Genomic DNA, 17930 nt, shown 5'->3' with positions numbered 1-17930 from the left:
GGCGGAGAGGGGCTTGTGGCGCTGGATGCGTTGTGCCACACGGCATCCCGGGAACCCGACAAGCACTGCTCGGCACGTCCGTTTCGTTCAAGCCACGACGGGGCGCGCGGCCTAGCGTGGACGCCATGGCACCTACCTTCGATGTGATCAATGTTGTCGTCGCCGACATGGGCAAGTCGCTGGCCTTCTACCGGCGGCTCGGCCTGGACATCCCGGCCGACGCGGACGGCGAGCCGCACGTGGAGTGCTCCTTCCCGGGCGGGCTGCGACTGTGCTGGGACACCGTGGAGACGATCGCCAGCTTCAACCCCGGCTTCACGATGCCGACGGGCGAGGGCCGGATCGGCCTGGCGTTCCGGTGCGACTCGCCGGCCGAGGTCGACAGCGTGTACGCCGACCTCGTCGGGGCCGGGTACACGAGTGAGCTGGAGCCGTTCGACGCGTTCTGGGGTCAGCGGTACGCCACCGTTCTCGACCCCGACCACAACGGCGTCGACCTGTACTGCCCTAACGCCGCGTGAGCCGCACGAAGGGGACGCCGGTCAGCGCGCGCACCTCGCGGGTGAGGTGGGCCTGGTCGGCGTACCCGACGGCCGCGGCGACGGCCGCCGCCGGCATCGACGCCGGCATCGCCAGGGCCCGCTGCATCCGCCGGATGCGGCCGAGCGTCTTGGCGCCGTAGCCGAACGCGGCCAGGCACCGCCGGTGCAGCTGGCGCTCGCTGAGGTTGAGGTCGGCCGCGATCTCCCGGACGCCGCGGCCGGCGTCGAGCGCCGCGACCACGCGGGCCGCCACCGGGTCGGGGCGGGCCGACTCGAGCCGCGTCAGCGCCACCTTCTCCAGCGCGACACCGATGAAGCCGGCGGCCGCACTGTCGGAGATCTGTCGCGACTGTGCCGCCGACCACACGTCGGCGAGCGGCACCCGCTGGCCGACCAGCTCCGCGGCGGGCACCCCGAACACCGCCGGACCGGTGCCGGGCGGGAGCCGCAGACCCACGTACGAGCCGCCGCCCGGACGTCCGATCCCGCCGACGAACGCCTCCCGGTCAGGGCCGGCGATGATGAGCTCGCCGTCGTGCCAGATGAGGTCCATGCAGCCGTCGGGCAGGATCGCCGAGCGGGACGGGCGTGAGCGGCGGTGCCGCCACACGACCGCTCCGGGCACCACCGACGCCCGTTCCCGGTACGGGAGATCCTCCACGCGTCAAGCATCCTGCGTCGGCCGGTCGCGCGCATCCGTGGCCCGGTTTCTCTCGCGGGCGGTGGCTCGGGTAGGCTAGTGCGGTTGCCACGGCGAGGGTGCCCCGTGGGCCGATGCAGGACCTGATCTTCATCGATCGGCTTGGTTGTTCGGCTGGGTCGGCACCGTGATCGACGCGGTGCTCCCGGGCGATGCCGCCTAGACGGCCCGCCACGCACCCCTCGCCCGAGCACCGCTGACCGTACCCGAACCATGAATACCGCAACAGGAGTCTTCCCGTGTCCGAGGTAAAGATCAGCGCCGAGGTTCGCACCGAGTTCGGCAAGGGTGGTGCCCGTCGTACCCGCCGGGCCGGCCTGGTGCCCGCGGTGCTGTACGGCCACGGCGAGAAGCCCCGCCACATCGCCCTCCCAGCCCGCGAGTTCGCCGCCGCCATCCGGCACGGCGGCATGACCCAGGCGTTCGCCATCGAGATCAGCGACGGTTCGTCGGCGCTGGCTCTGCCGAAGGCCATCCAGCGTGACCCGGTGCGCGACACGTTCGAGCACGTCGACCTGCTCATCGTGCGGCGGGGCGAGAAGGTCACCGTCGACATCCCGGTGGTGCTCACCGGCGAGCCGGCGAAGAACACCCTCGTGATGACCGAGAACGACCGGCTGTCGGTGCTGGCCGAGGCGCTGCGCCTGCCGGAGAACCTCGAGGTGTCCATCGAGGGGCTCGACGCCGGTGCCAAGGTCACCGCGGCCGACGTCAAGCTGCCGAACGGTGTCGAGCTGGCGGCCGACCCGGAGACCACGCTCGTCGTGATCACCGCGGCGCCCACCGAGGAGCAGATGGCCGCCGCCGGCGGCGATGCTCCGGCCGAGGAAGAGGCTCCGGCCGAAGACGCCGAGGCGCCGGCCGAGGCCGCCACCGCGGAGGCGTAGCCCGAGAAGCAAGAAATCGACTGACGAGAGCCTGCGTCCCCGCGTACGAGGGAACGCAGGCTCTCGGGTATATCTGGCCCGGCCCCGGCCGGCCCGGCTCTGGAAGGAACGGCGATGACGGACGCGCCCTGGCTGGTGGTCGGGCTGGGCAATCCCGGGCCGGAGTACGCCAAGCACCGGCACAACGTCGGCTTCCTGGTCGTCGAGCTGCTCGCGCGCCGGATCGGCGCGACGTTCGGCCGCAGCCGCAAGGCGGTGGCTCTGGCGGCCGAAGGCCGCCTGGGCTTCGGCGGTCCGCGGTTGGTGCTCGCCAAGCCGCTCACGTACATGAACCTGGCCGGTGGTGCCGTGGTGGGGCTGGCCAACTTCTACAAGGTTCCGATCGAGCAGATCGTGGCCGTGCACGACGAGCTCGACCTTCCGTACGCGACGCTGCGTCTCAAGCGCGGTGGCGGCGAGGGCGGGCACAACGGGCTGCGGTCGATGTCGAAGTCGCTGGGCAGCCGTGACTACGTGCGGGTGCGGTTCGGCATCGGCCGGCCGCCGGGCCGGCAGGACCCGGCCGACTTCGTGCTGTCGAACTTCTCCGGCGCCGAGAACAAGGAGCTGGACTTCCTCGTCGACCGCGCGGCAGACGCCGTGGAGGCCGTGGTCGTGGGCGGGCTCGAACCCGCGCAGAACACGTACCACGCCAGCTGACTACACCTATCACACCAGTTCAGGGCACGTCTGCGAACTGGTGGTGAAGGTGACTCGGATGAGTGTCATGGTGAGGAAGTTGCCCAGGCCGTGACGGTTCGCGGCATCCTGACGTTGTAACCGCGTACGCACCTTATGTCCGAATGGTGCTTACACGCGGACGACGTAGGGAGGCTGTGTGTCGGTCGACGCCGGGCGGGAAGGGAGATCGGTCCGCCGGCCGTCGCCGCGCAGCCGGCGCCGTGTCGCGGGGCACGGAGGGCTGGGGGCCGGCGTCCATCGGGCCGGTCCGGCGGCGCCGGCCAGCGCGGCGCCGGCCGGTGCAGCGCCGATCGGTGCAGCGCCGATCAGTGCGGCGCCGGCGAACGCAGAGGCCATGAGCGCCGCGCCGGTGGGCGCGCCGCCGGGCGGTCGCTCGGGGATCGTGGGACCCGGGATCGCCCAGTCCGGGATCGCCCAGTCCGGGATCGTGGAGCCGGGGATCGCCCAGTCCGGGATCGCCCAGTCCGGGATCGCCCAGGCCGGAATCGCCCAGGCCGGGATCGTCGAGCCGCTCAGTGGGAATCCGGTCAGCGGCGGGCCGGCCATGGGTGGCGCCTCCGGGGGGCGCCCGCCCGGCGGCGGGGGTGCTCCGGAACCCGCGAGCGGCGCTGAACGCGCAAGCTGTCCGAGTGGCGACGCCACGGTGGGCGTCTCCGATGATCTTGATCTTGCGGCGCCGCAGCGGCGCCGCGGACCTGCCTCACGACGGACAGCGCGCCGGTGGGAGATCCAGTACGTGGCGCGGACGGTGGCGCTCGATCTGGCGGTCGGCCTGGTCGCGGCATCGTTGGCGTTCGATCTTCGGTTCGGGGACGTGACGCCGTACAACCAGGTGTACCTCGTGCTCAGCGGGCTGCTGCCGCTCGCGTTGCTGCTCGCGTTGGCGGTGAACCGGGCGTACGAGCGGCGACTGATGTTCGTCGGGACGGACGAGTACCAGCGGGTGCTCGGCGCGGGCATCGCGGTGACGGCGACCGTGGCCGTGGGGTCGTACTCGCTCGACATCGACCTCGCCCGCGGGTACGTGGTGATCGCTCTGCCGGTGGCCACCGCGGCCTGCATCGTGACCCGCTTCCTCAACCGCAAGGCGCTGCACGCGGCGCGACGGCGGGGGGAGTGCCTGCGGCGGGTGGTGGTCGCCGGACACGAGCTCGCCGTCGTCGGGTTGACGCGGCAGCTGCGGCGCGAGCGGTACCACGGGCTCGACGTGGTCGGCGCCTGCCTGCCGCCGCGGCACGACGGGCAGGTCGGCGACCTCACCGTCTACGGGACGTTCGACGACGTGGCCCGCGCGGTCGCGCAGGCCGGGGCAGACACCGTGATCGTGCTGACCTGTCCCGAGTTCGACGGGGAGTCGCTGCGGCGGCTGGCCTGGCAGCTCGAACGCGACGACATCGACCTGATCGTCGCGAACAACCTGATCGACGTCGCCGGGGCGCGCACCACGATCCGGCCCGTGGACGGGCTGCCGATGCTGCACGTCGAGCACCCGACGCTCAGCGGTGCCCGGCGGGTGGCCAAGGCCGTGTTCGACCGGGTCGGCGCGGGCCTGCTGCTGTTGGCGTTCGCGCCGGTACTGGCGGCGGTGGCGCTCGCCGTGCGCCTGGACTCGAAGGGGCCGGTGCTGTTCCGGCAGACCCGGGTCGGCCGGTACGGGCGGGAGTTCCAGATCTACAAGTTCCGCACCATGCACGTCGACGCCGAGCGGCGGCTCGCGGAGATCCGGCACCTCAACGAGCAGGACGGCGTGCTCTTCAAGATGCGCGACGATCCGCGGATCACCCGGGTGGGCAAGTACCTGCGCCGGTTCTCCCTCGACGAGCTGCCCCAGCTGTTCAACGTGTTCGGCGGCACGATGTCGCTGGTCGGGCCGCGTCCGCCACTGCAGAGCGAGGTGGCGGCGTACCCGCGGGACGCCCGTCGGCGGCTCGCCGTGCGGCCCGGGATGACCGGGTTGTGGCAGGTGTCCGGTCGGTCCGACCTTCCGTGGGAAGAGGCCGTCCGACTGGATCTCCGGTACGTCGAGAACTGGTCTCTCTCGTTGGACCTCGTGATCCTTCTTCGGACGCTGACCGCGGTCTGGCGCGGCGCCGGCGCCTACTAGACGGGAATCACACGAAACCGGCCGTAACAAGCCGGCATACTCAATGACTGGCCCAACGAGTCCCCCCGAAAGGCCTGAAATGATCCGCAGCCGATACCGCGTGAGCCATCTCGACGCCCTCGAGGCCGAGAGCATATTCGTGATGCGCGAGGTGGTGGCCGAGTTCGAACGGCCGGTCCTGCTGTTCAGCGGCGGCAAGGACTCGATCGTCATGCTGCGGCTGGCCGAGAAGGCGTTCACGCCCGGCCGGGTGCCGTTCCCGGTGATGCACGTCGACACCGGTCACAACTTCGAGGAAGTGCTCGCCTACCGCGACCGGCGGGTCACCGAGCTGAACATCCAGCTCATCGTGGCGTCGGTGCCGGAGGCGCTCGACAGCGGCCTGGTCCGCGAGCCCGGCGACGGCATGCGCAACCGCATCCAGACGCCGGTGCTGCTCGACGCCGTGGAGAAGTACCGCTTCGACGCGCTGTTCGGCGGCGCCCGCCGCGACGAGGAGAAGGCCCGCGCCAAGGAGCGGGTGTTCTCGTTCCGCGACGAGTTCGGCCAGTGGGACCCCCGCAACCAGCGCCCCGAACTGTGGTCGCTGTACAACGCGCGGGTGGCGCCGGGCGAGTCGATCCGGGTGTTCCCGCTGTCGAACTGGACCGAGCTCGACGTGTGGCACTACATCGCCCGCGAGCGGATCGAGCTGCCGGAGATCTACTTCGCGCACGAGCGCGAGGTGGTCGACCGCGGCGGCATGCTCTACGCGGTCCACGAGCATCTGCCCTTGCGGGCCGGCGAGGAACCGAGGGTTGAACGCGTGCGGTACCGCACGGTCGGCGACGCGTCGTGCACGGCGGCCGTCAGGAGCGACGCCGACACGGTCGACAAGATCATCGAGGAGGTGGCCGCCACCCGCATCACCGAGCGGGGCGCCACCCGGGGTGACGACAAGGTGTCGGAAGCGGCCATGGAAGACCGCAAGCGGGAGGGCTACTTCTAATGACCGCCACCGTTGAGGCCCCCGCGGGCATGGACCTGCTGCGGTTCGCCACCGCCGGCTCCGTCGACGACGGCAAGTCGACGCTGATCGGCCGGCTGCTCTACGACACCAAGACGATCTTCGAGGACCAGCTCGAAGCGGTCGAGCAGGTGTCGAAGGCCCGCGGCGACGAGTACACCAACCTGGCGCTGCTCACCGACGGTCTGCGGGCCGAGCGCGAACAGGGAATCACGATCGACGTCGCGTACCGGTACTTCGCCACGCCGCGGCGGAAGTTCATCATCGCCGACACGCCGGGACACATCCAGTACACGCGGAACATGGTCACCGGCGCCTCCACGGCCGACCTGGCGCTGATCCTGGTCGACGCCCGGAAGGGCCTGGTCGAGCAGTCGCGGCGGCACGCGTTCCTGTGCTCGCTTCTGCGGGTGCCGCACCTCGTGCTCTGCGTCAACAAGATGGACCTCGTCGACTACGACCAGGCCGTCTTCGACCGCATCGCCGACGAGTTCACCAGCTTCGCGGCCAAGCTCGACGCGCCCGACCTCACGGTCATCCCGATCTCGGCGCTCAAGGGCGACAACATCGTCAGCCGCTCGGAGAACATGCCCTGGTACCAGGGGCCGTCGCTGCTGCACCACCTCGAGCACGTGCACTTCGCGTCCGACCGGAACCTGGTCGACGTGCGGTTCCCGGTGCAGTACGTGATCCGTCCGCAGTCGAGCCAGCACCCCGACTACCGCGGCTACGCGGGTCAGGTGGCCAGCGGCGTCCTCAAGCCCGGCGACGAGGTGATGGTGCTGCCGAGCGGCCTCACCACGAAGATCACCGCGATCGACGGTCCGGCCGGTCCGGTCGACGAGGCGTTCCCGCCGATGTCGGTCACGCTGCGGCTGGCCGACGAGATCGACATCGCCCGCGGCGACCTGATCTGCCGGCCGAACAACGCGCCGGAGGTCGCCCAGAACGTCGAGGCGCTGATCTGCTGGATGGACGAGTCGCGGCCGATGCGCGTCGGCGGCAAGTACGCGATCAAGCACACGACCCGCGGCGTGCGGGCCGTCGTGCGCGGTCTCAACTACCGGCTCGACATCAACAGCCTGCACCGCGACGAGAGCGCCACCGAGCTCAAGCTCAACGAGATCGGACGCGTGAAGCTGCGCACCACGGTGCCCCTGCTGGCCGACGAGTACCGCCGCAACCGCACCACCGGCGGCTTCATCGTGATCGACGAAACCACCAACCGCACGGTGGGCGCCGGAATGATCATCGAAGCGTCCTGACCCCGCCCGGCCCGCCGCCGCGCCGCCCCGTGCCCTCGCCCGCCCAACTCCGCCGATCTTGCAGTTGTGGCCGCCCATTCGCCCTGGTTGCCGCGGTTTTGTCCCGGCCACGACTGCAAGATCGGCGGCTGGGGGCGCGGGGTCGGGCGCTCCGCGCGGCGCGTGAGTGGGCGCCGGGCGGGCGGGGCACCTTTCGGGCGCCTTGTGGCGTCTTAGGAGTATGCGACGGGCCTACCATCAGGGCATGTTGCCTCCGGGCATGACCGAGGCCCCTCCGGCGGCGGAACCGGGCCAGGTCCGCACGACCCTCGCGCGAGTCGTGCTCCCCGCCATCGACGCGCTCCGGCGGCTGCTGGTCATCGTGCTCAAGGCCGACCACACCGCCGGCCGTGAGCGGATCTCCAACGTCGAGTTCCGGGAGCTGGTGGCGGCCAACACCGTGCTGCCCCGGGAGGAGCGGCGCCTCATCGACGAGGTGCTGGCCGCCGGGGCGCGGCACGTCAACGAGCTGATGGTGCCGCGCACCGAGGTCGTGTTCCTCGACGCGGCCGTCACCGTCGACGACGCGTTGGGCCTCGTGCGGCAGGCGCGGCACTCGCGGTTCCCGGTGATCGACGGCAGCCCCGACGACGTGGTCGGCTTCGTGCACCTGCGCGACCTGACGATCCGGCCCTCCGCCGATCCGCGCGAGTCGGTCGGCGCGCTGGTGCGCGAGGTCAAGCGGCTGCCGGCCAGCAAGAAGGCGCTGATCGCGCTGTCGGAGATGCGCCGCGAGGGGCACCACCTCGCCGTGGTCGTCGACGAGTACGGCGGCACCGCGGGCATCGTGACGCTGGAGGACCTGCTCGAGGAGCTCGTCGGTGAGATCCACGACGAGTACGACGCCCTCCCGGAGCCGCCGTCGGAAGGCGGACCGGCCGAGGTGGACGGCCTGCTGAACCTCACCGACCTCGCCGAGCGGGCCGGCCTGCCCCTGCCGCCCGGTCCGTACGAGACGCTCGGCGGCTTCCTGATGGCCCGGCTGGGCAAGGTGCCGGCCGTCGGCGACGAGGTGCGGGTGGACGGGTGGCGGCTCACGGTCGCCGAGCTCGACGGCCGCCGGGTCGCGCGGGTCGGCCTAGGTAGGGAAGACGTACGGCGGTGACGGCAGGCTCGTCCAGCTGTACCCGTCGTAGGAGAACATCGGCGGGGCGCCGACGGCAACGAACCCGTCCTGCACCGCGACGATCGGTCCGGACGGGCCGGCGGCCTGCTTGTACGTGGCGCCGCGGTCGTAGCTCTCCAGGAACACCGCTCCCGGCTCCGCCTCCGCCCACACCAGCAGTGACGTGTCGCGACGCACGACCGCGCCGAGCCGGCGCTCCACCGGTTCACCCTTGACACCGAACAACGCCGGCCACGGCATCGCCGAGTACTGCGGACGCCAGGTGAGCCCGCCGTCGGTGGTGAGCCGCTGCTGGATGCCGTTGGCGGTGCGCACGAACACGTAAGCGGTGGTGCCGTCGCCGGTGGTGAGCACCGGGTCGCCCATGCCGGGCCGCACGCCGAGCGGAACCACCGTCCAGTTCCGGCCGAGGTCACGGCTCACGGCCACCGCCGCCTCGTCGGAGGCCGGGTCGATGCCGGTGACCCACCAGCCGTACTCCGGTGCCACCGAGGTCACCAGCACGACGTCCTTGAGGTTCGGCTGGGTGGGGGCGCGCAGCACCCGCGCGTCGGCCTGCCGGATGAACGACACGTCGCCGTACCGGGTCAGCTGCACGGCCTGGTCGCCGGTGGTGGGCGCGGTGCGGTCGAGCGGCTCCGGCGCGATGTCGAGGCCGCCGCTGCGCAGGTCGATGCGGCGGTACTTGCGCTCGCCGTCGCGGCGGATGCCGGACAGGAGGAGCGACTGCGGGGTGACCGACTGGAGCGTGACCTCGTCGAGCGGGTCGGTCGGGTCGTTGCGGAGTTCGCCGACGGCGATCGGGCTGCGCTGCTCCTGCGCGGTGGGTGCGAGCGGCACCACCTGCAGGCTGCAGGCGCTCAGCCGCTCGGCCGCCCGGCACACGTCGACCGCCGCGTACAGGGCGTCGCGGCGGGTGCCGGCGATCGCGCGGATCGTCGCGACCGGCGACGTCGACGGCTCCGGCGACGGGGTGGCGTCGGGCCGGTCGGGACCGATCTGCTGGTTCGCCTGTCCCGACGGGCGCTTCGGCGCGGCGTGCCAGCCCGCCACACCGGCCGGCAGCAGCACCGCGACGGTGGCGATCGAGATGACCAGCCTCCGGCGCAGGTCGCGCCGGCGCACCTTGCGGGCGCGACTGGCGACCCGGTCGAACTCGGGCAACCGGGTCGCCGTCTCCACATCGGAGCGCAGGCCCTCGAAGTCTGGATCTGTCATTTGGCGCTCGCTCCGCTCGCGCGGGCCTCAGGGCCTTCGGAGGCGTCGCCTTCCCTCGTCGCTCCGGTCGCTTCGCTCCCTACGCTCCTCAGTCCAGGCGACGCCGGCCCTGAGGCCGGGTTACCCGGGCGGGCCTCGGCGTGTTCGTCGAGGAGCGTGGCGAGCATGGCCCGGCCGCGGGACAGCCGCGCCTTCACCGTGCCGACCGGCACGCCCAGGGTCTCCGCCACCTCGTGCACCGACAGGTCGGCCAGGTGGTGCAGCACGATCGTCTCGCGCGTGGGTCTCGACAGCTGCTGTAAGGCCGCGACCAGCGCGACGCGGTTCGGGTCGAGGCCGGGGACGCTCTCCGGCTGGCGGACCACCCGCCCGGTGCGCACGAGCGTGTCGAACAACCGACGGCGCCGGAACCGGGTACGGGCCAGGTTGATCGCGACCGTGCGCAGCCAGGCCTCCGGGTCGGCCACGTCGAGGAACTGACGCGGACGGGCCAGCGCACGCGCGTAGGCCTCCTGCACCAGGTCCTGTGCGTCGGAGTAGTCGCCGGTGAGCCCGTACAGGGCGGCGACGAGCCGCCGGTAGTGCGCCGAGTACGCCGCACGGACGGCCTCCTGGGCCTCCCGCTCCTCGCCGCTCGTTCCCATGCGCTCCATCCTCGGCTTGATGGCACCTGCTTGGAAGACCGGCGAGCGGGCTGTCCGGTTGCGTACCACCGGTGCGGTCCTGCGGGCGTCCGGCTGTCACAATGACGCCCATGTCCTCCGAGGCCCGCCCGCGGGTGCTGTCCGGCATCCAGCCCACCGCCGACTCGTTCCACCTGGGCAACTATCTCGGAGCGGTCCGGAACTGGGTGACGATGCAGGAGACCCACGACGCGTTCTTCTGCGTCGTCGACCTGCACGCGCTCACGGTGGGCCCCGACCCCGCCCAGCTGCGGGCCCGTACCCGGGCGAGCGCCGCGCAGCTGTTCGCGGCCGGGCTCGACCCGGAGCGGTGCACCCTGTTCGTGCAGAGCCACGTGCCCGAACACGCACAGCTCGCCTGGGTGCTGAACTGCCTCACCGGGTTCGGCGAGGCCGGCCGGATGACCCAGTTCAAGGACAAGTCGCTCAAGCAGGGCGCTGACCGCACCACCGTCGGCCTGTTCACCTACCCGGTGCTGCAGGCCGCCGACATCCTGCTGTACCAGGCCGACGCGGTGCCGGTGGGTGAGGACCAGCGTCAGCACCTCGAACTGACCCGCGACCTCGCGCAGCGGTTCAACACCACCTACGGCAGGACGTTCACGGTGCCGGCGCCGCACATCGTCAGGGACACCGCGAAGATCGCCGACCTGCAGGATCCCGGCGCGAAGATGTCCAAGTCGGCGTCGACGCCGAACGGGCTCATCGAGCTGCTGGAGCCGACCAACCGCATCGTCAAGAAGATCAAGAGCGCCGTGACCGACACCGGCCGCGAGATCGTCTACGACCCGGAGAACAAGGCCGGGGTGTCGAACCTGCTGACGATCTACGCCGCGCTCACCGGCCGCACGATCGACGACCTCACCGCCGCCTACGACGGCAAGGGCTACGGAGACCTGAAGAAGGATCTCGCCGAGGTCGTCGTCGCGTTCGTCGAGCCCATCCAGCAGCGCACCAGGATGTATCTTGACGACCCGGCCCAACTCGACAAGCTGCTGGCCATCGGTGGGGAAAAGGCACGCTCGGTGTCGTCGCGAACACTCGCGAGGGCGTACGAGCGGGTCGGTCTGGTCGCGGCGGCGTCGGCTTGAGGGTCCGGTAGTGGCGGGGGTCGGTGTGAAGAGGAACCATTGCGGACGACGATCGGCATCGCTATCGACATCCCCGAACCGTGGGGTAGCCAGCTCACCCGCCGGCGCCTGCTCGCCGGCGACGCGGCGGCCGCGCACATACCCGCACACCTGACCCTCCTCGGCCCCACCGAGGTCGACGGCGGCGTGATCACCGAGGTCGCGGAGCACCTCACCGGTGTCGCCACCGGGCACGAGCCGTTCCAGGTGCACCTGCGCGGCACCGGCACGTTCCGGCCGCTCACCGAGGTGGTGTTTGTCGCGGTCGCGTCCGGCGACGAGGACTGCAAGCGCCTGTGGACGGCGATCCGCGAGTTCGAGGGCGTGCGGCGCGAGCTGCGCTGGCCGTACTTCCCGCACGTCACGGTCGCTCACGACGTCCCGACCGAAGCTCTCGACGAGGTCTACGCCGACCTCGCCGACTTCGACGCGAAGTTCATGGTCACGGCCTTCACCCTGTTCGAGCACGGTCCGGACGGTCGTTGGCGCCCGCATAGGGAATACTGCCTGGGTGACGGCGCCGCGCCGCCACCGGCGTCACATCGCCGCCGGTAGGGAACCCGGTTGGGAACATGGTGATCGTCGATCGGATCGAGCGGGCCATCGTCGCTCGGGCCGACAAGGTCCGCGCGCGTTCGCGTCCCATCGACCACATCTTCCTTGCGTACGGCCGGTACGACGCCATCGACGGCACGCGACTCGCCGCCGCGACCGCCTACTACGGGTTCTTCGCCGCGTTCGCGCTCGGCGTGCTGGCGTTCGCGGTGGTGGGCTGGGCGGTACCGGGCTCCGACAGCGCCGCCCTCGACGCGGTACAGGACTACCTGTCGGGCAACCTGCCCCAACTCGACGCCGAATCGCTCACGAAGGCCAGCGGCCGCATAGGCGTCATCGCGATCTTCGGCCTGATCATCGCCGGGGTGGGTTGGATCGAGACGCTGCGCTCGTCGCAGCGGGCGCTGTGGTGCCTGGAGCAGCACCCGGGCCACCCGGTGGTGCGGTGGCTGCTCGACCTCGCCGTGCTGACCGTGCTCGGCGCGCTGCTGCTGGTGTCGATCGCGATCTCGTCGGGTCTGCGCGGGGTGCTGCTCGGGCTGCGCGAGGAGGCCGAGAGCGTGCTGGTGCCGGCCGCCGCCGAGAGCTTCGTGACCTGGACCGACACCCTGATCGCCGCCGGCGTCGACCTGGTGCTGGCGGCGTCGCTGCTCGCGGTGGTGCCGCGGCTGCGCATGCCGTTCCGCCGGTGGATCCGGCCGGCCCTGCTGGTGGTGGTCGGCCTCGGGATCCTCAAGGTGATCGGCCGCTGGTTCATCACCCGGACCCAGCACAACCCGGCATACGAGAACTTCACCGCGGCCGCGGCGGCCGTGGGCCTGCTGCTGTTCATGTACTTCTTCCACCAGATCGTGCTGTTCGCGGCGTCGCTCGCCGCGACGAGCCACCGGGGCGTCGTCTACGACATGGCGAACCGGCCCGGGCGGATGGTCGCCGAGCCGGAGCCGACGGCGCCGGGCGAACCGCCCGCTCCCGCCCTGGCGACGGCGCCGGCGCAGCCCGCGACACCGCCGGCGTCGGCATCGTCGGCCTCGAAGCTGGAGCCGACGCTGGCCTCGAAGCCGACCCCGGAGTCGGCGCCAACCCCGGAGCCGGCCCGGACCAAGGGCACGGAATGATGTCGGCGTGGGAACTCTCGTGACCTTGGACCTGCCCGACGACTCACCGGCGCTGTCCCAGCCCTGGATCATCACCTTCGGCCCGGCCGACGAGGAGGAGGACTGGGAGGCCGTGGTCTGCGGCCCCTACGAGTACGAGCACGCGCTCGCGCTCGCCCAGGCCGTCCTCGCCGACGAGGACCTCATGGCGGTGGTCGAGCCGCTACAGCCCGCCCTCACCGTCGACCAGATCCGCGGCGAGATCGCTGCCTCGCGACTGAACGCCGACGAGACCGAGGACGACGAGACCGAGGACGACGACCACCACGACCACGACCACGAGGACGACGAGGTCGTGGCCCCGGGTGCCCCGCCGGCGCCGGAGGAGATCAAGGCCGCCTTCGTGCGGATCGCCCAGCAGCTGGCCGAGTAGCGGCTCGTCGGCTTACAGCGCGTCGGCGAACCAACCCCAGAGGTGCATGCGGGCGGGCACCGGCGGCCAGCCGTTGATCACCGCCAGCAGTTGCCAGTACCGCTCGGCGCGGGGCTCGTACCCGCGCCGGGCGGCGACGGCCAGTTCCCGGCGGTAGGCGGGGTCGGTGTCCCGGCCGGCCGCGGCGGCGTAGGCCGCCACGATCTCGTCGACCACCGGCGCCGCGGCCGGGTCGGTTGGCGCCACGCCGGCCTCGACGAGCGGCTCGATCCGGCCGAACGCGAGCTCCGACAGCTCCATGGCGGTCTGCGGGTCGGTCGGCATCACCTCGTCGGGCTTCTGCGACGACCGCATCCACGAGCCCATCTCGCGCAGCTTCGCCCGGAACGACTCGTCGTGGATCAGCTCCGCGAGCTCGACCCACGCGTCGAGCTGCTCGTCGGTCGGGTCGTCGGGCAGGTCGGGGCTGACGCCGCGCAGCATCTTCGTGAACTCGTTGTCGACCGGCCCCGCGCCGAAGTCGAAGATCGAGTCGAGGAACTCGGTCATCGCGCGTCGGCGCTCCTCGTTCGTCGCCTGTGCGATCCGGTTCATGCGTTCCACTTCCTTCGGGTCCAGGTCGCCGGTGCCCCGACCGGCGAGCGAGCGCAGCGCGGCCCGCTGGATCTTCAGCAGGCGGATCTGGGTGTCGAGCGCGTCGGCGTGCGCCGAGGCCACCGAGCGCAGGTCGGCCTGCTGGTCGAGCACCCGTCGGATGGTCGCCAGGTCGAGCCCGAGGTCGCGCAGGGTGCGCACGAACTCGAGGCGGGCCAGCGCGTCGGCGTTGTACCGCCGGTAGCCGGCCGCGCTGCGGGACGCCTCCGGCACCAGTCCCTCGTCGGAGTAGTACCGGATCGTCTTGACCGAGAGCCCGGTCCGGCGGGCCAGTTCTCCGATGTTCACGGGTCCAGGGTGAAGTCTCCCGTAGGTGGAGAGTCAAGGATCGCGCGTACGCCGGCGCGGTAGGTGTCCAGCTCGACGGTTCCCGTGAGGAGCTTGAGCAGCCCGTATCCGACGACGAGCGCCGCCAACGCCGGTCCCACCGCCGCGGGATCGGCACCGGCGGGCAGTTCGCCGCGCGCGGCCGCGCGCCCGGCGATCCGGACGTAGACCTCGACGATCTGGCCGTAGATCCTCTGTGCCAGGTCGCGCAGGACCGGGTCGCGCTGGGCCTCGGCCCACACCTGCACCGCCATCGGCAGCGCCCCGTCGGGACCCGTGTTGGCGTCGACGACCCCGATCGCGCTCTCCATCACGTCGACCAGCGACCGCTCCTGCGCGTCGGCGATCGACCGCAACTGGCCGGTGATGCCCTCGGCCAGTTGCTCGGCGATGCCCAGGATCAGGTCGCTCTTGCTGGGGAAGTACCGGTACACGGCGCCGACCGACAGTCCGGCCTCGGCGATCACCTGCTGCATCGAGGTCGCGTGGAAGCCGTCGGTCACGAAGCAGCGCCGCGCGGCGTCAAGTATCTGTTGGCGGCGGGCGGCGAGATGCTCCGCGGACACACGTGGCATGAACCCCAAAGTAAAACGAACGATCGTTCTTGACAACCGAAACTCAACGGGTGCAGACTTTTCTCATTCACATAAAGAGTGATCGTTCGTTTTAGAAGGGGGCTCGTCATGAGCGAGCGCAAGCGTCCGCCCGTCGCCGTCGTTCTCGCCGCGGTCGTCGCGGTGCAGGCGCTGCTGGTGCTGTGGTTCGCGTGGCCGGCACAGAAGGCCGAACCGCGTGACCTGCCCGTCGTGGTCGCCGGTCCGCAGCAGGCCGCCGATGCGCTCGCCGCCCGGCTGGGCCAGACGCGGGAGGGTGCGTTCGAGGTCACCACGGTGGCCGACGCGGCCGCCGCCGACGCGGCGCTCGCCGACCGCGAGGCCTACGGTGCGTTCGTCGTCACCCCGGCCGGGGTGGAGGTGCACGTCGCCTCGGCGGCCAGCCCCGCGGTGTCGACCGCGTTGACGCAGCTCGCCGCGGCTCTCGGCCAGCCCGGCGGGCCGCCGGTGAAGGTGGTCGACGTGGTGCCGATCTCGGCCGAGGACCCGCGCGGCGCGGGCTTCGCCGGATCGTTCCTTCCGCTGATCCTCACCAGCATCGGTGCCGGTGCCGTGGTCGCGCTGCTCGCCCGGTCGCGGGCCGTCCGGGTCGCGGCGGTCGTCGGTTACGGTCTGGTCGCCGGTCTCCTGGCCGCGGGTCTCATGCACTGGACCGGCGTGCTGGCCGGCTCCTACCTCGGCGGTGCCACCGCGATCGCCCTGCTCACCGGCGCCGTCGCCGCGACCGTCGCCGGCCTGCACGCGTTGATCGGCCGGGCCGGGATCGCGGTGGGCGCGGTGCTGGTCTTCCTGGTCGGCAACCCGCTGTCGGGGCTGGCGGCCGCGCCGGAACTGCTGCCCCAGCCGTGGGGCGAGATCGGGCAGTTCCTGCCGGTCGGTGCCGGCGCGACGCTCACCCGGTCGGCCGCCTACTTCGACTGGGCCGGCGGCACGCGCGGCCTCGTCGTCCTCGCGTCCTACGTCCTGGTGGGCTTGGCGCTGGTGGCCCTGGCCGGGGCGCGCCGTCGGACCGACACGCCGACGGAGCCCGCGCCGGAGCTCATGCCGGCCTGACGGGTTCCGGCGTGCCGGCCTCCCCGGGTCTTTTCATGAACGACGCTCGATCCAGTGCGGATTTCGGCCGCGAAGCCGCACTGGATCGAGCGTCGTTCATGTAGTGGGTGGGCGGACCGCCGGGCGCGTCGGGGCGGCAGGGCTCATATACTCCGCCGCGTGGACGACCTCCTCCTGCACGTTCTGCGGTACATCCATCTGGTCGGGTTCGCGGTGCTCCTGGGTGGGGCGGTCGCCCAGTACCTGTCCGGCACGCTCCGGATCAACCAGGCGATGCTGTGGGGGTCGATCATCCAGCTTGCGTCCGGGATCGCCCTTGCCGCCCCGTTGCGCCCGGAAGGTGACGAACCGCCCGTCGCAAAGCTTGTGGTCAAGTTGTTGCTGGCCGTCATGATATTCGTGATGGTCTTCTTCTCGCGGCGACGTGCGCAGGTCAACAAGGGTCACTTCCTCGCGATCATCGTTCTGACCCTCGTCACGGCGGCCGTGGGCACCTTCTGGCGGTGATCGGTCGTTCAGGTCGCCTGGTCACGGGCGGATAACGCCGATCTCCCAACCCTGCAGCAAACGTCGGATCCGGCCGGTACCCGGCGTACGCTGCGCTGCGTTGGGTCACCGCGTAAGTAAGTGGGGCGGTGCTTTGGGGAAGGAGATCGTCTTGCGCCGAGTGCGTGGGATGAAGATGCTCGCGGTGGCCGCCGTTGCGGTCATGACGGTGGGCATGACCGCCTGCGGGGGAACCGACGAGGGGTCAGATGGTGGCGGCACCACCGACAAGACGACGAAGGTGGGTCTTGCCTTCGACATCGGTGGCCGCGGCGACAAGTCGTTCAACGATGCGGCGGCGTTGGGTCTCGACAACGCCATGAAGGAACTGAAGATCGAGGCCAAGGACCTCGAGGCCGCGGCGAGCGAGAGCGAGAACGACAAGTTCGAGCGCCTCAAGCTGCTGTGCACCGACGGGTACAACCCGGTCATCGCGGTCGGCTTCGTGTACGCGGGCGCCGACCCGAAGACGGGTCCGCTGGCCAAGGCCGCGCAGGAGTGCCCGGACACCAAGTTCGCGATCATCGACGACCAGAGCGTCACGGCGGCGAACGTGGCGGGCCTGGTCTTCGCGGAGGAGCAGGGCTCCTTCCTGGTCGGTGCCGCGGCGGCGCTCAAGACGAAGAGCGGCACGGTCGGCTTCGTCGGCGGCTGCGACGTGCCGCTGATCAAGAAGTTCGAGGCCGGCTTCAAGGCGGGCGTCGAGGCGGCCAAGGCGGGCACGAAGGTGCTGAGCAACTACCTGTCGACCCCGGCAGACAAGTGCTCGGGCTTCAACGACCCGGCCAAGGGCGAGACCCAGGCCGAGGGCATGTACGACCAGGGCGCCGACATCGTCTACCAGGCGGCGGGCGGCTCGGGCACCGGCGTCTTCAAGGCGGCGAAGGCCAAGGGCAAGCTGGCCATCGGTGTCGACTCCGACCAGTACAACACCGTCGAGGCCGACCTCAAGGAGGTCATCATCACCTCGATGCTCAAGCGGGTCGACGTCGCCGTCTACAACTTCATCAAGGACCACGCGGCGGGCAAGTTCACCGCCGGTCCGCTGGTGTTCGACCTGAGCAAGGACGGCGTCGGCTACTCCACCAGCGGTGGCAAGGTCGACGACATCAAGACCCAGCTCGACAAGTACAAGCAGGACATCATCGCGGGCACCATCAAGGTGCCGTCCGCGTAGCGGCAAAAGATTCTCACGGCGGGGGGCCTCAGG

At 71.1% G+C, this 17930-nt stretch carries 19 protein-coding genes; 14 read left to right on the top strand and 5 right to left on the bottom strand.

The annotated features are described in order from the left end of the window. Positions 1–125: 125 nt before the first annotated feature. Positions 126–521 carry a VOC family protein gene (locus tag Voc01_RS26435; RefSeq protein WP_203930255.1) on the top strand — a complete coding sequence of 132 codons (396 nt, stop codon included), beginning with the start codon at positions 126–128 and terminating at the stop codon, positions 519–521. Here Voc01_RS26435 and Voc01_RS26430 read toward each other — a convergent pair. Next, the gene (locus Voc01_RS26430; protein ID WP_203930254.1) at positions 508–1203 is read right to left on the bottom strand and encodes a helix-turn-helix domain-containing protein; all 696 of its coding nucleotides are present in this window, start codon (positions 1201–1203) and stop codon (positions 508–510) included. The genes Voc01_RS26435 and Voc01_RS26430 overlap by 14 nt on opposite strands. Positions 1204–1481: 278 nt before the next feature. Between Voc01_RS26430 and Voc01_RS26425 the strand changes: the two genes are divergently transcribed. The 6 genes from Voc01_RS26425 to Voc01_RS26400 all read left to right on the top strand — a co-directional run bounded on the left by Voc01_RS26425 (position 1482) and on the right by Voc01_RS26400 (position 8389). Then, complete coding sequence (locus Voc01_RS26425; protein WP_203930253.1) at positions 1482–2129, top strand: 50S ribosomal protein L25/general stress protein Ctc; 648 nt, start codon at positions 1482–1484, stop codon at positions 2127–2129. A 114-nt stretch (positions 2130–2243) separates the two neighbouring features. Beyond that, positions 2244–2828 carry an aminoacyl-tRNA hydrolase gene (gene pth / locus Voc01_RS26420; RefSeq protein ID WP_203930252.1) on the top strand — a complete coding sequence of 195 codons (585 nt, stop codon included), beginning with the start codon at positions 2244–2246 and terminating at the stop codon, positions 2826–2828. Between the two features lie 376 nt (positions 2829–3204). After that, a complete protein-coding gene (locus tag Voc01_RS26415) occupies positions 3205–4974 on the top strand; it encodes a sugar transferase (RefSeq protein WP_239160504.1) in 1770 nt (589 codons plus the stop codon). A gap of 79 nt (positions 4975–5053) precedes the next feature. Continuing rightward, positions 5054–5962, top strand: a complete 909-nt coding sequence (gene cysD, locus Voc01_RS26410) for a sulfate adenylyltransferase subunit CysD (RefSeq protein WP_203930251.1) — start codon at positions 5054–5056, stop codon at positions 5960–5962. Further along, positions 5962–7245: a sulfate adenylyltransferase subunit 1 gene (locus tag Voc01_RS26405; RefSeq protein WP_203930250.1), complete on the top strand. Its 1284-nt coding sequence runs from the start codon at positions 5962–5964 to the stop codon at positions 7243–7245. The genes cysD and Voc01_RS26405 overlap by 1 nt, the downstream gene beginning before the upstream one ends. A 259-nt stretch (positions 7246–7504) precedes the next feature. Beyond that, the gene (locus Voc01_RS26400) at positions 7505–8389 is read left to right on the top strand and encodes a hemolysin family protein (protein WP_203930249.1); all 885 of its coding nucleotides are present in this window, start codon (positions 7505–7507) and stop codon (positions 8387–8389) included. Here Voc01_RS26400 and Voc01_RS26395 read toward each other — a convergent pair. Further along, positions 8363–9628 carry a WD40/YVTN/BNR-like repeat-containing protein gene (locus Voc01_RS26395; RefSeq protein ID WP_203930248.1) on the bottom strand — a complete coding sequence of 422 codons (1266 nt, stop codon included), beginning with the start codon at positions 9626–9628 and terminating at the stop codon, positions 8363–8365. The genes Voc01_RS26400 and Voc01_RS26395 overlap by 27 nt on opposite strands. After that, on the bottom strand, positions 9625–10272 hold the full coding sequence (locus Voc01_RS26390; RefSeq protein WP_203930247.1) for an RNA polymerase sigma factor: 648 nt from the start codon (positions 10270–10272) through the stop codon (positions 9625–9627). The genes Voc01_RS26395 and Voc01_RS26390 overlap by 4 nt, the downstream gene beginning before the upstream one ends. A gap of 101 nt (positions 10273–10373) precedes the next feature. On the opposite strand from Voc01_RS26390, the gene trpS reads away from it, so the two are divergent. From trpS to Voc01_RS26370, 4 genes are read left to right on the top strand one after another with little or no spacing between them, the layout of a single operon-like run. After that, the gene (gene trpS, locus Voc01_RS26385; RefSeq protein ID WP_373873873.1) at positions 10374–11402 is read left to right on the top strand and encodes a tryptophan--tRNA ligase; all 1029 of its coding nucleotides are present in this window, start codon (positions 10374–10376) and stop codon (positions 11400–11402) included. A gap of 39 nt (positions 11403–11441) precedes the next feature. After that, entirely contained in the window at positions 11442–11996 is a 555-nt protein-coding gene (locus tag Voc01_RS26380; protein WP_203930245.1) for a 2'-5' RNA ligase family protein, read from the top strand. 17 nt (positions 11997–12013) lie between these two features. After that, a complete protein-coding gene (locus Voc01_RS26375) occupies positions 12014–13114 on the top strand; it encodes a YihY/virulence factor BrkB family protein (RefSeq protein WP_203930244.1) in 1101 nt (366 codons plus the stop codon). A 7-nt stretch (positions 13115–13121) separates the two neighbouring features. Continuing rightward, positions 13122–13526, top strand: a complete 405-nt coding sequence (locus tag Voc01_RS26370) for a hypothetical protein (protein ID WP_203930243.1) — start codon at positions 13122–13124, stop codon at positions 13524–13526. Positions 13527–13538: 12 nt separating this feature from the next. Here the strand turns inward: Voc01_RS26370 and Voc01_RS26365 are convergent, their stop codons facing one another. Beyond that, positions 13539–14468, bottom strand: coding sequence for a MerR family transcriptional regulator (locus Voc01_RS26365; protein WP_203930242.1), 930 nt, complete (start codon positions 14466–14468; stop codon positions 13539–13541). Continuing rightward, positions 14465–15082: a TetR/AcrR family transcriptional regulator gene (locus tag Voc01_RS26360; protein WP_203930241.1), complete on the bottom strand. Its 618-nt coding sequence runs from the start codon at positions 15080–15082 to the stop codon at positions 14465–14467. Before Voc01_RS26360 ends, Voc01_RS26365 begins: the two co-directional genes overlap by 4 nt. A gap of 108 nt (positions 15083–15190) precedes the next feature. On the opposite strand from Voc01_RS26360, the gene Voc01_RS26355 reads away from it, so the two are divergent. The 3 genes from Voc01_RS26355 (at position 15191) to Voc01_RS26345 (ending at position 17897) form a co-directional block, all read left to right on the top strand. Then, positions 15191–16174 (top strand): ABC transporter permease, encoded by a 984-nt coding sequence (locus Voc01_RS26355; RefSeq protein WP_203930240.1) that lies wholly within the window; start codon positions 15191–15193, stop codon positions 16172–16174. A gap of 159 nt (positions 16175–16333) precedes the next feature. Continuing rightward, on the top strand, positions 16334–16681 hold the full coding sequence (locus Voc01_RS26350) for a hypothetical protein (protein WP_239160503.1): 348 nt from the start codon (positions 16334–16336) through the stop codon (positions 16679–16681). Positions 16682–16841: 160 nt separating this feature from the next. Then, complete coding sequence (locus tag Voc01_RS26345; protein WP_239160505.1) at positions 16842–17897, top strand: BMP family lipoprotein; 1056 nt, start codon at positions 16842–16844, stop codon at positions 17895–17897. Positions 17898–17930 lie beyond the last annotated feature (33 nt).

Source organism: Virgisporangium ochraceum, assembly GCF_016863655.1.
In the GTDB taxonomy this organism is placed as follows: Bacteria; Actinomycetota; Actinomycetes; order Mycobacteriales; family Micromonosporaceae; genus Virgisporangium; species Virgisporangium ochraceum.
This window is presented reverse-complemented; position numbering and strand designations above follow the sequence as displayed.